The 14,200-nt window shown below is 70.7% G+C and carries 16 protein-coding genes, 1 tRNA gene and 1 pseudogene; 2 read left to right on the top strand and 16 right to left on the bottom strand.

The features are described from left to right. Positions 1-46: 46 nt before the first annotated feature. Together ACFY2B_RS21095 and ACFY2B_RS21090 are read right to left on the bottom strand one after the other, a co-directional pair. A complete protein-coding gene (locus tag ACFY2B_RS21095) occupies positions 47-598 on the bottom strand; it encodes an ATP-binding protein (RefSeq protein WP_390764615.1) in 552 nt (183 codons plus the stop codon). A 290-nt stretch (positions 599-888) separates the two neighbouring features. Next, the gene (locus ACFY2B_RS21090) at positions 889-1,716 is read right to left on the bottom strand and encodes a glycerophosphodiester phosphodiesterase (RefSeq protein WP_390764614.1); all 828 of its coding nucleotides are present in this window, start codon (positions 1,714-1,716) and stop codon (positions 889-891) included. A 289-nt stretch (positions 1,717-2,005) separates the two neighbouring features. Between ACFY2B_RS21090 and ACFY2B_RS21085 the strand changes: the two genes are divergently transcribed. Together ACFY2B_RS21085 and ACFY2B_RS21080 are read left to right on the top strand one after the other, a co-directional pair. Further along, on the top strand, positions 2,006-3,466 hold the full coding sequence (locus ACFY2B_RS21085; protein ID WP_390764613.1) for a S1C family serine protease: 1,461 nt from the start codon (positions 2,006-2,008) through the stop codon (positions 3,464-3,466). A 58-nt stretch (positions 3,467-3,524) separates the two neighbouring features. Continuing rightward, a tRNA-Ser gene (locus ACFY2B_RS21080) sits at positions 3,525-3,611 on the top strand. A 135-nt stretch (positions 3,612-3,746) separates the two neighbouring features. On the opposite strand, the gene ACFY2B_RS21075 is transcribed toward ACFY2B_RS21080, so the two are convergent. The 14 genes and pseudogenes from ACFY2B_RS21075 to ACFY2B_RS21010 all read right to left on the bottom strand — a co-directional run. Further along, a complete protein-coding gene (locus ACFY2B_RS21075; RefSeq protein ID WP_390764612.1) occupies positions 3,747-5,123 on the bottom strand; it encodes a tyrosine-type recombinase/integrase in 1,377 nt (458 codons plus the stop codon). A 62-nt stretch (positions 5,124-5,185) separates the two neighbouring features. After that, positions 5,186-5,371 (bottom strand): helix-turn-helix transcriptional regulator, encoded by a 186-nt coding sequence (locus ACFY2B_RS21070; RefSeq protein WP_390764611.1) that lies wholly within the window; start codon positions 5,369-5,371, stop codon positions 5,186-5,188. Between the two features lie 448 nt (positions 5,372-5,819). Then, positions 5,820-7,291: pseudogene (locus tag ACFY2B_RS21065) on the bottom strand (ATP-binding protein). A gap of 2 nt (positions 7,292-7,293) precedes the next feature. Further along, complete coding sequence (locus ACFY2B_RS21060; protein ID WP_390764610.1) at positions 7,294-8,148, bottom strand: bifunctional DNA primase/polymerase; 855 nt, start codon at positions 8,146-8,148, stop codon at positions 7,294-7,296. Positions 8,149-8,235: 87 nt separating this feature from the next. Next, on the bottom strand, positions 8,236-8,526 hold the full coding sequence (locus tag ACFY2B_RS21055) for a hypothetical protein (RefSeq protein ID WP_390764798.1): 291 nt from the start codon (positions 8,524-8,526) through the stop codon (positions 8,236-8,238). 34 nt (positions 8,527-8,560) lie between these two features. After that, complete coding sequence (locus ACFY2B_RS21050) at positions 8,561-9,073, bottom strand: hypothetical protein (RefSeq protein ID WP_390764609.1); 513 nt, start codon at positions 9,071-9,073, stop codon at positions 8,561-8,563. 237 nt (positions 9,074-9,310) lie between these two features. Further along, complete coding sequence (locus ACFY2B_RS21045) at positions 9,311-11,485, bottom strand: FtsK/SpoIIIE domain-containing protein (RefSeq protein ID WP_390764608.1); 2,175 nt, start codon at positions 11,483-11,485, stop codon at positions 9,311-9,313. Beyond that, positions 11,482-11,805 carry a hypothetical protein gene (locus tag ACFY2B_RS21040; protein WP_390764607.1) on the bottom strand — a complete coding sequence of 108 codons (324 nt, stop codon included), beginning with the start codon at positions 11,803-11,805 and terminating at the stop codon, positions 11,482-11,484. The genes ACFY2B_RS21045 and ACFY2B_RS21040 overlap by 4 nt, the downstream gene beginning before the upstream one ends. Positions 11,806-11,807: 2 nt before the next feature. Further along, positions 11,808-11,984, bottom strand: coding sequence for a pRL2-8 (locus ACFY2B_RS21035; RefSeq protein ID WP_390764797.1), 177 nt, complete (start codon positions 11,982-11,984; stop codon positions 11,808-11,810). After that, entirely contained in the window at positions 11,981-12,313 is a 333-nt protein-coding gene (locus ACFY2B_RS21030) for a hypothetical protein (RefSeq protein WP_390764606.1), read from the bottom strand. Before ACFY2B_RS21030 ends, ACFY2B_RS21035 begins: the two co-directional genes overlap by 4 nt. 1 nt (position 12,314) lies before the next feature. After that, the gene (locus ACFY2B_RS21025; RefSeq protein WP_390764605.1) at positions 12,315-12,662 is read right to left on the bottom strand and encodes an RRQRL motif-containing zinc-binding protein; all 348 of its coding nucleotides are present in this window, start codon (positions 12,660-12,662) and stop codon (positions 12,315-12,317) included. After that, positions 12,662-13,534 carry a protein spdB gene (locus tag ACFY2B_RS21020; protein ID WP_390764604.1) on the bottom strand — a complete coding sequence of 291 codons (873 nt, stop codon included), beginning with the start codon at positions 13,532-13,534 and terminating at the stop codon, positions 12,662-12,664. Before ACFY2B_RS21020 ends, ACFY2B_RS21025 begins: the two co-directional genes overlap by 1 nt. Further along, positions 13,531-13,785, bottom strand: a complete 255-nt coding sequence (locus ACFY2B_RS21015) for a DUF6303 family protein (protein ID WP_390764603.1) — start codon at positions 13,783-13,785, stop codon at positions 13,531-13,533. Before ACFY2B_RS21015 ends, ACFY2B_RS21020 begins: the two co-directional genes overlap by 4 nt. Positions 13,786-13,799: 14 nt before the next feature. After that, positions 13,800-14,200, bottom strand: a 401-nt coding sequence (locus ACFY2B_RS21010) for a Pycsar system effector family protein (RefSeq protein WP_390764602.1), incomplete at its 5' end; no start/stop codon positions are given.

Here is a 14,200-nt window from a genome sequence, read left to right as displayed (position 1 = left end):
AAACGAGCCGTCGGGGTTCGAGCCGCTGAAGTTTCGGTTCGAGCCGTCAGTCCGCGTCGTCGAAGGCGTCCGCGAACCCGAGGTCGGGAAGCGCGGAGACGGCCGGCGCCGCGACCCGTGCGGCGAAGTCGTCCCGGCGGTGCCCGGCGTCCGGATCGTGCACGTCCACGTGGACGACGACCCACACGGTGACCTCGCCCCGGGTGTCGTCCCGGACGCCCCAGTCGTCGGCCAGCGCCGTGATGATGTTCAGCCCACGACCGCCGTGCGCGGTGACCGACGGGGTGGCCGGCGCCGGGCGGGTCGGACCGCCCCCGTCCGTCACCTCGACGACGAGCCGGCCGCCCTGGTCCACGGACCACGCGGCGCGGACGTCCCCGTCACCTGCCGGGGCGTCACCGAGCGGACGCCCGTGCTTGCAGGCATTGCTCAAAAGTTCTGACAGGATCAGTACGGCATCGTCGATGACCGATTCTGATACGCCACCGTTGCGCAACTGATCACGCATCCGGTGTCTCGCTTTCCCCACGCCCGCAGGGCCATGGGGTACGGCCATGCTCGACGACGTGGGCACCTCCTGTGCCACCACCAACGCCACCCCCGAGACCTCCTTCGCCCCACGCCACGGTGTGGATGCCCCATTGGCCTGTACTGGAAACCGGCCAATCCGCGGCCGGGGACGCACTCGCAACGTTCGAACACGGAGCGAACGCGCCGGAGCGCCCCTCGTGATGGAGCCGTGAGGGTGTGGCTTGATTTCGATGCTCTGGCCGAGAAGGGAGCATGCTTCAGGGATGCGGATGGGGTCAAGGGGGGTGAACCGGTCTTACGAGGCGCTTTACATCACACGGGGCGCCCTCCGTGGAACCGGTGCCATCGGCTCCGACGTCACCGCCCGAGCTGGCGCAGTACCGCGCGGGGACGGTTGGTGATGATGGCGTCGACACCCAGCCCGACGCAGAGGTCGACGTCCTCGGGCTCGTTGACGGTCCACACGTGCACCTGGTGACCGGCCCGCTTCAGCCGCTCGATGTACGCCGGGTGGTTGCGTACGATCCGGATCGACGGGCCCGCGATCCGGACCCCGGCGGGCAGCCGCCCGTCCCGCAGCCGGGGCGAGACGAACTGCATCAGGTACACCGTCGGCAAGGTGGGCGAGGCCGCCCGCACCCGGTGCAGCGAGCGCGCCGAGAAGCTCATGATCCGTACCTGCGGGTGCGCGGTGCCGGCCGGGGCGTCGAGCCCGTACCGCTTCAGGAGTGCCAGCAGCCGCTCCTCCACCTGTCCGGCCCAACGTGTGGGGTGCTTCGTCTCGATGGCCAGTTCCACCCGCCGTCCGGCGCCCGTGACCAGCTCCAGCAGCCGTTCCAGGGTGAGTACGGAGGTCTCCGCGCGGTCCTCCGGACGGACCTCCCAGTCGGGCTCCTCGTCCCGGCCGCGCCAGTTCTCGCGGGTCTTCCGGGAGCCGAAGTCCAGAGCGGCGAGTTCGGCCAGTTCCAGGGCGGACACTGCCCCGCGCCCGTTGGACGTACGGTTGACGCGCCGGTCGTGGACGCAGACGAGGTGGCCGTCCGCGGTCATCCGTACGTCGCACTCAAGGGCGTCCGCCCCGTCCTCGATCGCCTTCTTGTAGGCGGCGAGGGTGTGCTCGGGGGCGTCCTCGGAGGCCCCCCGGTGGGCGACGACCTGGACGTCGTGCTGTGGTGCGTGGGTCACCGCGTCATGGTGCCATCGTGGGGAGGTACACGCGGCGGCACGGGCGCGTACGTGAAGCGAACGGTGGCAGTGACTTCGCTCATGAATAGAAGTTTTGTCAGAAAAGCCCTATATAAAGGTTGGCCTCGGACCCACAGCGACCGCTTATGGTGCTCTGACGTCCCGTGGGAAAAGCTGACGTCAGACAAAAGCACATGCACAGCTGCATCGCGCCGGACCGTGAACAATCCTGAACGCGCGTGACCGAGTGCGACCGAGAGCAACAGCCGTGGACCGAGGAGAAGAAGCTGTGAGCACCGAGAACGAGGGCACTACGGTACCTCCGGCCCCGTCCGCACCCCCCGTGCCGGTGGCATCTCCCGCTGCTTCCCCGCAGGCAGCCCCGCCCGAGGAGAGCGCCCCGACGGTCCCGGTCCCGCCGGTGCCCCCGGGCACCCCCGGCACTCCGGAATCCGCCGCGCAGTCCGCCGCGGGCCCGTCGGACGGCACGCCGGCCTCCGGCCCCGCCCCGGACGGCTCCTGGCCGCCCCCGCCCCCGGCCACCCCTTCCTACGCGGACGGCGGCGCGGGTGCCGGCTCCGGCTGGGGAGCCTCGTACCAGCAGCCCGCCCCCAAGCCGCGCGGCAACGGTCGCGGCGGGCTGGTCGCGGCGGTCCTGGTGGCCGCGCTGGTCGCGGGCGGCCTGGGCGGCGGCCTGGGCTACACCCTGGCCAAGAACAACGACGACAGCGGCTCCACCACCGTCTCGGCCTCCGACGGCGGCACCGCCTCGCAGGTCAAGCGTTCCCCGGGCACCATCGCGGCCGTCGCGGCCAAGGCGCTGCCCAGTACGGTCACCATCGATTCGGAGGGGACGAACGGCCAGGGTGGCACCGGCACCGGCTTCGTCTTCGACAAACAGGGTCACATCATCACCAACAACCACGTGGTGGCGGACGCCGTGGACGGCGGCAAGCTGACCGCCACGTTTCCGAGCGGCAAGAAGTACGACGCGGAGGTCGTCGGCCACGCGCAGGGCTACGACGTCGCCGTCATCAAGCTGAAGAACGCCCCGTCCGACCTCCAGCCGCTCGCCCTCGGCGACTCCGACAAGGTGGCCGTCGGCGACGAGACGATCGCGATCGGCGCCCCCTTCGGACTGTCCAACACGGTGACGACCGGCATCATCAGCGCCAAGAACCGCCCGGTCGCCTCCAGCGACGGCAGCTCCGGCAGCGCGGCGTCCTACATGAGCGCCCTCCAGACCGACGCGTCCATCAACCCGGGCAACTCCGGCGGCCCGCTGCTGGACGCCGGCGGCGCGGTCATCGGCATCAACTCCGCGATCCAGTCCACCGGCGGCGGCGGACTGGGCGGCTCCAGCCAGTCCGGCTCGATCGGCCTCGGCTTCGCCATCCCGATCAACCAGGCCAAGTACGTCGCCCAGCAACTGATCGCGACCGGCAAGCCGGTCTACGCGAAGATCGGCGCGTCCGTCTCCCTGGAGGACACCACCAACGGTGCGACGATCACCGACCAGGGCGTCTCCGGATCGGCGGCGGTCGAGACGGGCGGTCCGGCGGCCAAGGCGGGCCTCAAGCCCGGCGACGTCATCACCAAGCTCGACGACAGGGTGATCGACAGCGGCCCGACCCTGATCGGCGAGATCTGGACCCACAAGCCCGGCGACAAGGTCACCGTCACCTACAAGCGCGGTGGCCAGGAGCACACGGCCCAGCTGACCCTCGGCTCCCGTGAGGGCGACGGCTGACCCGGCGCACCTGCCGACCGGTTAGTCTTGTCCCCGCGCCGACGACAGCACGGCGCGGGGAGGCGTGCCCGAGCGGCCGAAGGGAACGGTCTTGAAAACCGTCGTGGCAGCGATGTCACCGTGGGTTCAAATCCCACCGCCTCCGCGCAGGTCATAGAAGTGGCGGGTCAGAAGGGGTGCCCCTCGGCGAGGGGCACCCCTTCTGCATGGGGGTTGTCTCACCTTGACTCACCTGAATCCCAGGTCTGACCAGCGCGTGCGGCCAACCTGCGGCCAGGATTCAGGGCCCCGTGGCCCCGTCCTCGTGCTCCGCCAACCCCCGCTCGATCAGCGCGTTCATCTTGGCTTCCTCGCCGTCGAGCACCTTGGCGTAGTAGCGCTGGAGGACGGCCACGCTCTGTCCCGCCCGGCGGGCAGTCTCGGCCAAGCTCAGCCCGGAGCGCAGCCAGAACGACACGCATGCATGTCGCAGGTCGTACGGGATGGCGGCCAGCGGAGAGGCGACCTGCGCGGTGGTAAGTGCCTTCCTGCGAGCTTCCTTCCACACCGCGCCGTACTCCTGCGACCGGACCGGGCCGCCTCGTGCGGCGCTGAACAACCGTCCCTCGGTCGTCGTGCCGAACGCGTCGATGTGGGCGCGCAGGATGGTGACCAGTACCGGCGGGATGGGTACCGGCCGGACCGCCCGCCGGGCCCGGTGCTTCAACTGTCGTTCCTCGTAGGGCTTGCCATCGTCTGTCCACGCAGAGCCGACCTGCGGCCGGGCGCCCGCGAGCAGGAGTCGCCCCCACCCTTCGGCTGGGAGGTCGCACTGGTCGGCGCTCAGCATGGACACTTCTTCCGGCCGCATCGCGGCGTAGTAGATGCAGGCGAAGAAGGCGACCAGGTGGGCACCGCGGGTGCCCTGGGCGCGGACTGCATCGAGCAGGGCCCGTGCCTGTGCAGGCGTGGCGACGCTGCGCACGTCCAGTTCTTCCACCGCCTTGGGGGTCTCCCAGTGCACGCGGTGCAGCGGGTTGCCGGGCAGCAACTCGTGTTCCACGGCCAGGCGCAGGCAGTTGCTCAGCACCGCACGGCGGCGCCGGAACGTGTTCGCCGCGGCCGACTTCCCGTCCTGGCGCTTGGCCAGGTGCTCCAGCACCGTGCGCACGCGCTTGGCACTGTCCAGGTCGACCACGGCCGGGGCGTTGCGCTCGACCCACGTCAGGGCCTTTGCCTCAGCTTCGGGCGGTTCCTGGCCGTGCCGTCCGGCGTTGAATCCCCACTGGTAGAGCGCGCGGCGCAAGACTTCGTCCGACGGGCGCCCCTTCCCTGCCGGGCACAGAGCCATCGTGGCGATGGTCAGGCTCTCAGCGATGCTCGCGCGGTGCTTCGCTGCCGCCGTCGGCCACTTGCGGGCGGCGTGCGCGCGAGCGTGGGTGTACCAGCTCGTACGGTTCCGCTCGCGCACCTCGGAGACGGGGAGCCCGGTCTCCGTGTCGAACGGCTCCCCCTTGCGCGTCGCCGTCAGCAGCTCCGCACGCCGGGCGTCCGCGAGCGTCTTGGTCGCGAACTTCTCCTGGAACTCCTCGCCGTCAACCACCCACCGCAGTTGGAACGGGGCGGCCTTGCTCGAACGCTTTCGGACGCTCCAAATGCGCACGTCGTAGCTGTGCATTGCTCTCCTTCATGAGGAAGGGACCCCGCCGAACAGCGGGGTCCCTTCGGGGCGGTGGTGGTTCAGGCGGACATCTCGTGCTTGGCCCACCACGCGTCGAGGTCGCTACGGCGGCAGCGGATCTGTCCGTTGGGGAGCTTGATGAGCTTGGGTGCCTTGCCGCGGGCGCGCATGCGGTAGAAGGCGGCGCGGCTCATCTCGATCTCTTCGAGGACTTCGGGGAGCTTGAGCTTGTGGTCGCGGGACAAGGTGGTGACTCCTTCTCGGGGTAAGGAGAGAGCGAGGCGGGGCGCGTGTCCGAGGTGCGGATTTCTGCGTCACCCGCGTCATCTGCGTCATTCAGGCTTCTGACCTGCGGGTTTTGGGTGACGCAGAGGAGTGGGGGTGCGTCATCGGTGACGCAGTCCGTCCGTCATCGGTGACGCAGGTGACGCGGGGTGACGCAGACTTCGCCGTCCTGCGTCACCGCTGTATGCACAGGTCACGGGGCGTTTTCCGCCCCCGGGTGACGCAGGTGACGCAGCGTTCTCCACTTAGGAAGAAAGGGGGAGTGTCTGTGGTGGTGCAGTGCGGCTCAGGGCGTGAAGAAGGAGCCGCTTCGCGGCGCGCCTACCGCAGGGCGGCGCCGCCGCCGAACAGCAAGAGGAGCACGCCGGGCGCTGGTGCTCTTCTTGCTTGTGTGGTCGCGGGTGCCGGTCAGAATGCCTGCTGTTCGTGCGAGGGTGGGGCGGGTGAGCGGGTCATCTCGATGTAGCGGCCCTCTTTGGTGCGGCCCGAGTCGATGAGGACGCCCCGGGCGGCCAGGGTCGGCTGGAGACGCTTGAGGCGGTCGGAGAGGACTTTGCCGGTGGTGGGCCAGCCCTTGGGCAGGGGGCGGAAGTCCTCGCCGGTGTAGAGGCGGGTGAGGCAGTACAGCCACTCCGTGGAGGTCATCCGCTGCTCGGCGCCCGGCTCGATGTCCGCGGCGTGCCGGAGGACGGTCTGCGCGAGGAGGTCGCCCTCGATGACGTCGTCGTTGAGGTCATCCAGGCTGGCCCGGTAGGCGGTGAGCGCCCCCAGGCCGGTGGCGGCGTCGAGCTGTGCGCACAGGTGCGCGAAGTCCGCCATGCGCAGGTCGGTGGGGGTCTCTGCCTCCACCGCGCGGACCTTGACCGTCAGGTCGAGGAGAGAGCCGAGGACGACGGGCAGCGCCTCCGCGTACTCCGTCCACAGTTCCGCCTCGGTGCGCCGGACCCGGGGCCGTTCCAGACGCAGCGGCAGGAGGCGTTCGGCGAGGTCGGGGCGGATGACTCCGACGTCGATGCCGGTCAGGAGCAGGGGGCGGCGGTAGCGGGCGCGGAAGACGTCCCCGTCTGTGAATAGGGCGCGTTTGACGTTCTCGGCGCCGGTGACGATGCAGCACATGGCGTCGGACAGGTCCGGGGTCATGTGGGAGAGGTTGTCGAGGGCGGTGACCCATCCGGCGGCCACGGCCGCGATCAGGTTCTCTTCGTCTTTCGGGGCCCGGCGCAGGTCGCCGCTCATGCCTTCGATGATCCGTACGAGCATCCGGCCGCCGGTGGACTTGCCGGCGCCCTGCGGGCCGGTGAGGAACGGGGCGGGGACGGGAACGGACGGTCCGAGACAGCCGATCAGCCACGCGATGGCCAGGCACTCCGTCTCCGCAGTGGCGAAGTTGCACAGCCGCAGCGAAGATCGATGCCCTTGCCGTCGGTGTCCTTGGCAGGCAGGGGGAGTTCGCCGGTGAGCTGGGTGCGGCGCCAGCACACCTCTCGCGGGTCGGGGATGGTGATGTCCCATCCGGTGGGGTGGATGCGGACGGACTGCCCGTCGGCGCGGCCCAGGTCCAGCCACGTCGCCCCGTCGAACCCGGGTGCGACGCGGATGTGCACGGACTGTACGTCCTCGGTCAGCGCGAGTGCTTCGATCAAGTCCAGTGCCTCCTTGAGGGCGGTCCCGTTGAACACGCCGTGCCCGTCCTTGAACAGGCCGACCATGAGTTCCTGGCGGTGGCTTCCCGTCGTGCCCTGGGAGCGGATCGGACGGGCCACGGGGTGGCCGTTCTTCTGCGCGTACACGGTCCCGTCGGCGGTGCGGAAGTACCGGAAGTGCGCTTGTGCGTAGTCGGTGATGATCTCGCGGGCCGGGTTCTTGTCGTCCTCGGACATGGTCACAGTCCCAACGTGGTCAAGGCGTTGGTCCACGCGTCGGTGCAGTGCCGGGGGGACTCGCCCTTGGCCTGAGCGGCGGTGAACAGCCGCGCAACATGGGCGTCCGTGAGACAGCCGCAACGGCCGTGGGTGGACAGCACAGCGAGGAACGTCCGGTAGACGGTGGCGTGGACGGCGCTGCGGGCCTCGGTGATGCGCTGCTCGGCCATGGCGATGCCACGGTCCAGGTAGACGGGCGTGCGGTGTCGGCATTCCCCCTGCCCTCCCCTGAGGGGCACTGTGAGCGTCTGTGGAGCCCTGCGGGGCGGGGTCGGCTCCTTTACTGCCAGGGCGCGTACGGCGTCCGGGAGAGCGGCTGTGGGGCCGTTTCCGGGTCCCAGCCAACGGGCGTAGGCCATGGTCGACTTGATGTCCACGCCGGGCCGTACTCCGTTGGCGGAGGGCATGGTGCCGCGGTAGAGCCAGTGTTCGCCGCGGCTGGTGGGCACGGTCCGGGTGGCGGGCAGGGTCTGGCGGGCCCAGTCGACGGCCGCAGCGTTGTCCAGGTCGACCACCGTCACCCCGGCACCGCCGGGGTGGTAGGCGACCGTCGCCGCGTGCCGCCACGCCGACGCCCACGCGGGGGAGGTGAGAATGTGTGGGTCGGTGGTGGCGGCTGCCCAGCCGTGGCACGGCTGCGGGCAGGCGCAGGGCCCCGGTGTCTTCATGTTCGGTCGTCCCCCGCACGCGTTGGCGGTGCAGGCGGGGCAGTTGCCGAACGGCAGCTTCCCCCGGCGCAGGGGAAGCACTGGCACGCCGGACGCGGCCAGATGCAGCGCCGTGGACAGCAGCGCGGAACGGGGGTCATGGGTCATGCTGGGAGACCTCCAACAGGTCAGTTCACGGCAGGTTGGACAAGGGCGGCCTCGGACTTTGGCGAGACGGGGCCGCCCTTGGCGCAGCTAGAAGGGCGGTTCGTCGCTGTAGCCGCCGGGGCCCCACGGGTCACGGCCAGTGCCACGACGGCGCAGCCACCGGGGCTTGCGCGGGAGGGTCAGCAGGGTCCAGCTGCGGTTTTCGTTCCAGCATTCGCAGGGCTCCCACTTGGTACCGGCGTACTCGCCGTTGTGGTCGCCGTAGTCGTGCTCGAAGCCGCCGTCTCCCTCGCAGTTGGCGCAGTTGGGGTCGGGGGTGTCGGTGAGGATCAGCGTGCGGCGTGACCAGCCGTGGACGTGGATGCGTAGTCGGGTCAGGGTGCGGGGGTTCATGCGGGGGTGTTCCTCCTGGTCAGCGGGGCAGTTCGTTGTGGGTGCGGGCGATGAGTCCGTGGGTGTGGGTGGTCTGGGTGGTGTGCTGCTGGGTGACCGACCCGGTGTAGTGGTGGTGGTGAACGTCGGGCATGGCGTCCTTTGCCCGGCGGAGGAGTCGGGCGATGGCGAGGATGGGCACGGCGACGGCGGCGGGGGCGGCGCAGATCATGCCGACGACGGTCGGGTCAGCTTGTCCGGAGGCGAGGAGCAGGCCGATGGCGATCAGGCCGGGGGGCACGGTGGCGAGTCCGGTGGTGAGGATGAGCCGGCTCGCATCGGTGGCGCGCTGGGTCATGGGCGGGATGCCGGGCTGTGGCACGGGGGGCGTGTCGCCGTACCGCGGCAGCGGGGTGGTGTCGCGGTGGGCGGTGGGTGTCTGGGCCAGGTCACGGGCCGCCTCGTGGATGATCCGCCGGGCTTCGGCGGTGGCCGCGTCGTCGCTCATCCCGGTGTCCGGGCGGGTGGTGTTGGGGGTGGTGTCGGGGGACATGCGGGATCCCTTCCGGGTTCGGCTGGGCATGCGGGGGCGCCCTCGAAACGGGGGCTGTGGAGGGGTTGGGGCGGGGGCCGCCGGGCCCCCTTTACCGGCCTTACCTTGCAGGTCAGGGGGCTTTACCTCCCCCTCTACCGGGGTAAAGAGCCCCCTCTACCCGGTAGCGGTCGCGGAAGACCGCGAACGACCGGCCGGAGGGGGTCTGCGGTGGGGGATGGGTAGAGGGGGAGGGCTTTACCTGCCGGTGCTGAGGAGGATCTCCGCCGGGACGGCGGCCTCGATGTCGCGGCGCTGGTAGCCGGCCCCGTTGGCGCCGCCGATCTTGACTTGCTTGCTGGTCCGCTTCACGCCGGCTGTCTCCAGGTCGGCGGCGAGGCGTTCGGCGTTGAAGTCGCCGTAGGTGTCCTCGTCGAGGTTGACGAGAGCGGCGAGCAGGTCGGTGGTGAACATGCGCGGGGAGTGCCGCATGACTTCCAGGACGTCGGAGACGATGGCGGGCACGCTCACGCCGGCGGCGTCGGCGGCGGCGGTGACGTCGCCGGCCGCGTCCCCGGTGAGCTGTCCGGCCGTCTCGCGCAGGGCGCGGCCCTTGCGGCACAGGGCGGCGAACCCGGGGCCGTCGAGGTAGTCGGCGCGGACGGTCACGAACGAGGCAGGGCCGGTGACCAGCACGCCCACGCCCTTGTGGTCCTCGGAGAGCACGGAGGCGTCCGCGCCCTGTGCGGCCTTGCCCTTGCCCAGCACCATGTCGGAGCTGGTGCGGTCGACGACCTGCGTGGAGTAGCGGATGGTGATGATCTCCCGCAGCTTCGGCGGCACCGATTCCGCGTCGGGGCGCTGGGAGGCGAAGTTGGAGATGAACCCGGCGGCCGGCCCGCGGCGGGCGACGCGGCACAGGTCGTCGATGACCTGGTCGCGGTCCTCGCGGTCCATCGCGGTGAAGTACTCCTGGAGTTCGTCGATGGTGACGAAGACGACCGGCAGGTTGTACTTGACCATGATGTCCGGGGTGAGCTTGCCCTCCGGGCACACCGAGGCGGGCAGGTCCCGCAGCAGCGCGAACCGCCGCTCCATCTCCGCCAGCAGCTCCTTCAGCATGGCCTTCAGCGCTTCGATCGCGTCGTCCTCGGCCCCCATGACGAGCCGGTGGGCGACTGCCTTCATGGGCATCCAGTCGGCGCCGCCCTTGCCGTCGGCGACGTAGTGCCGCACGTACGCGTCGAGCAGGCCGGCCGCCGTGAGCAGGCGTTGGGAGAACGTCTTGCCGCGGCGGGGCAGACCGCCGAAGAACATCGACTGCCACATCACCGGCACCGCCACCCGGTTGCCGCGGGCGTCCTGACCGAACGGGACCGGCTCCCAGATGGAGAACTTCTCCGCCTTCTGCAGCGGGGACGGGTTGAGCGGACCGAGGTAGGGGTCATCGTCGGCGACCCACATCGAGACGCGGCCGGCGTTGCCGCCCTTGGCCGCGCGGACGCGGGACATGATGACCTGGATCTCGTCGACCCCGAGTTCCTGCGCGATGACCTCACGCTTGGCCAGGACGTCGGAGGCGGTCTTGCCGCCGCCGCGGGGCATGTCGAAGATCACGGCCCAGCCACGGCCGTCCCGGACCGGGCCCATCGTGCAATGCACCTTCGGAAGGTCCTTGTCGTCCCTGCCGCCACCGCTTTTGAGGAGGCCGGCGGCCCGCAGCGCGTCGTTTAGCTGCTGTGCGGACATGTCCACCTTCAACGGGGGCGCGGCCTGGTCCAGCAGCCGCGTCTCCTTGCCCCGCCCGAGGTAGGCCAGAGGCGTGACGACGGCCGCGCCGATCCCGGCCTGGAGCAGCGGGGGCGCCAGCCAGACACCGATCGCGGCGGCAGCGACCGCGGCGGCGGCGGCACCGAACCGCCAACGACGGGCCCGGGTGCGGATGCCGTGGGCGATCTGGAGCCGGGCGGCCAGTTCCACATCCTCTGGCTTGGCCTTGGACTGCGCCCGCAGGGCCTTGACCACCGCGCTGTGGTCCTGCGCCGAGAGCGTCGGCCACAGACCGGCGGCAGCCCGGTAGAAGCCGCGGGCGGCCAGCAGCACCGTCTTGAACAGGTACTTCGGGGTGCGGAAGCCGTGGTAGCGGGTGTGCCACCAGGTCAGCCGCCCGAATGCGCGGACGTTGGCGATCACGGACGCTCCTGAGCGGGCCCAGGCGGGCAGGACGTCGGTGTCGGGAAGGACGAGCCAGTCGGCCAGCGGGTTACCAGGCCGGTCGACGGCCTCGCCCTCCGGGGCGTCGGTGCCCGTGGGAAGGGACGTCAGGGACGACTTGGAGAGGTCGACCGGCGCCGTGCAGGCAGGGGCGGGGCGGTGGTCGTCGAGGCGGTGGACGGTTCCCACGGTGGGTTCCTCCGCGGCGAGTTCGGTCATGACGGAAGGTCTCCTGAGGGGAAGTCGTGGCGTCGTGCGCGGTTCTCGGCACGGCTGAGCCGGTACGGGTCGGTGCGGGGACCGGCCAGCCAGCAGAAGGGGCGGATCGTGCCGGCCGCCGTGAACACGCGGACGGCCGCGCCGTCCGGGGCATCCGGCAGGGGGTAGACGCGTCCGCGGTCCAGGGAGGCCAGCAGACGGGCGGCGTGGTGCTCGCACCCGTCAGCCCCGGCATTGCGGGCATCGAGCACAGTCACGACGACCGAACCGGCACAGGAAGTCGGGTCGTCCGGGTGAGCGGCGGGGCAGCGATTGTCCATGCTCACCACCACCAGGACTTCTTCTTGGGCACGATGTAGGGGCAGCCGTTGACCATGTGGTCCACGCACTGCGGGCAGTCCTCACGAGGCTTCAGGTGGCGGTGTACGCGCCGGTCGTGGGCGTGCTGCCAGCACTGCGGGCACTCGCCGGGCGGCGTGTCCTGCCGGACCACGGTCACCACCACCCGGACGACTTCTTGCCCGCGGCCGTGTTCTTGGCCTTGGTCTTGGCGTCCTCGCGAACCAGCGTCTCCCGCTCGGTATGCAGCGCGCTCAACTCGGTCCGAAGACGCGTCTCGATCTGGTCCGACAGCCGGTCCAGCCTGCTTTCGGCGCGGGAGGTGCTGTTGCCCCGCAGGACGCTGCGGGAGCCGCCGGCGAGCGCGGTCAGTACCTTGCGCTTCTCCGCCCCGGTCAGCGGCCACAACTCGCCCTCGCGGACGGCCTCCAGCTTGCGTTCGGCCTTGCCGATCTCGCGGTCGATACGGCGGATCTCGGAGTTGCCCATCTCAGGCAGTCCCTTCGGACCCGTGCGGGTCGGGGTAGGTGCACGGCACGCACGCGCCGAGCGAGGGAGGGATGACGTAGCCCGCATCCCGGCAGCACTGCGGGCAGGTGCGGCGGGCGGTGTTCGCCTTGGCCAGCGCCGCCCGCTTCGCCGGCGTCATCGGGCGTACGGGCTTGGCCTGGTCGATGCGGTAGAGGTAGGCGACCAGCGGCGGGCGCCGGCGGCGTGGCCGCTCCAGCTGAGCAGCCACGCCCTGACCACCAGGCCGCAGACCGCGGGCCCTCAGTTGCCGGTAGGTGGCGTATCCGTCCGGTGCGAGGTGCCACCGGAACACCGGCAGCGCAGCCATCAGGCCACGCGCTTCCACGCCGCACGGAGGCGGACCTCGGACGCGGAGTGGCCGGCCGCGCGGAAGCGGGCGGCCATCTCCCGGTACGACAGTGCCGGATCCTCACTCAGGCGGATCTCGTCGACCAGCACGTCAAGCGCATCGTCCGTGAGGACGGGGGCCGGCTCCAGCGCCGGAACCGACTCCGAGGGGCCCCACACCGGCAGTTCCCACGAGGGTGTGACGCCGGGTGTGACGCGGGTCGTCACGCTGGTCAGGGCGCGTCCGGTGCTCTCGCCCTTGCGGGCCGTCTCCAGCGTCGACCACGCCCCGGCGAGGGTGGCGGCGGTCTCGGCCTGGACGCGTGCGACGCGTGCCCCCGCCTCCGTCACGGCCGTCAGCCGCGTCTCCTCCGTGGCCGCTTCCGCCCGCAGGCGAGCACGGGCCACGGCCGCGTCGTCGCGGGCTTCCTGCTGAATGCCCCGGATCGTGTTCAGCGCGCCGGGGGTGAGGGCGGTGCGCTCCCACAGCCCGTGGACGAGCCACAGGGCCTTGGCGGCGAGTGGCAGCCACGCCACGGCCAGCCACGCCCCCATCGACTCGTCGGCCGTGAGTGCGTGGGTGACCAGGACACCGGATGCGACCGCGCCGAAGGACCAGCCGACGGCGGTCACGGCGGTGCTGTGGTCGCCCTGCGCAGCCAGTCGGCGCTCATAGGCGAGGGTGGCCAGCCATCCGCCGTCGATGCCCAGACCGACGATCAGGGCGACGTACCAGGGCATGGCCGTGCCCAGCCACATCACGACCACGGCCAGAGTCAGGACCATGGACACGGCCGTCATCGCGACGGCCGGCAGCACGGTCAGCAGCCTCTTGACGTTGATGTACCTCATGCCGCACCGTCCATCGGCCGGACGTCGACCGACGCCAGCAGTTCCACCCGGTCCATGGCGCCGTCGGGGATCTCCTGCCATTCCCAGACAGCACCGTCCGGGAGGACGTAGCCGAGCAGAGCCAGCGCGTCTGTCCGCTCCTGCACCGTGGGCACCGGCCCGGTCCGCTCGAAGGAATGCTCGGGCCATTCCCGCGACGTGCCGTCGGTGACGACGTACAGATCCCACTCGCCGATGAAGCTGTTGGTCATACGGGCGCTGCACTTCACGCCGCACCCCCGAAGACGGTGAGCACAGCAGCGAGGATGAGCAGGGCCCCACCGGCACGGATGAGTTGGACGGCGTGGCACAGGGAGGTGAACTTGGCCACGGCCAGCCGGGACAGTCCGGCGATGTCCGCGGCCAGGTCACCCGAGACCGTGTCGGTGATCTCCTCGGGGGTGAGGGTGGCCCACAGCGGGAAGCCGTGCCGGCCCTTCAAGTTCGGGCGGACCGACCGCAGCAGCCGCTCAGCAGCGCCGACCAGCAGCGCCACGCCCACACCGCCGACGATCGCGGCGGGCCAGTTCAGGGGCAGTTCACGGCCGACCGTCCAGGCACCGGCCAGCACCGCACCGACGAACGCCAGCAACAGCGCGACCTTGTTGTCCGTCCGCGCGATCTCCG

This window comes from Streptomyces sp. NPDC001270, from assembly GCF_042896695.1.
Classification (GTDB): Bacteria; Actinomycetota; Actinomycetes; order Streptomycetales; family Streptomycetaceae; genus Streptomyces.
The sequence above is the reverse complement of the archived record's forward strand: the minus strand, read 5'-3'. Positions and strand labels throughout refer to the sequence as shown.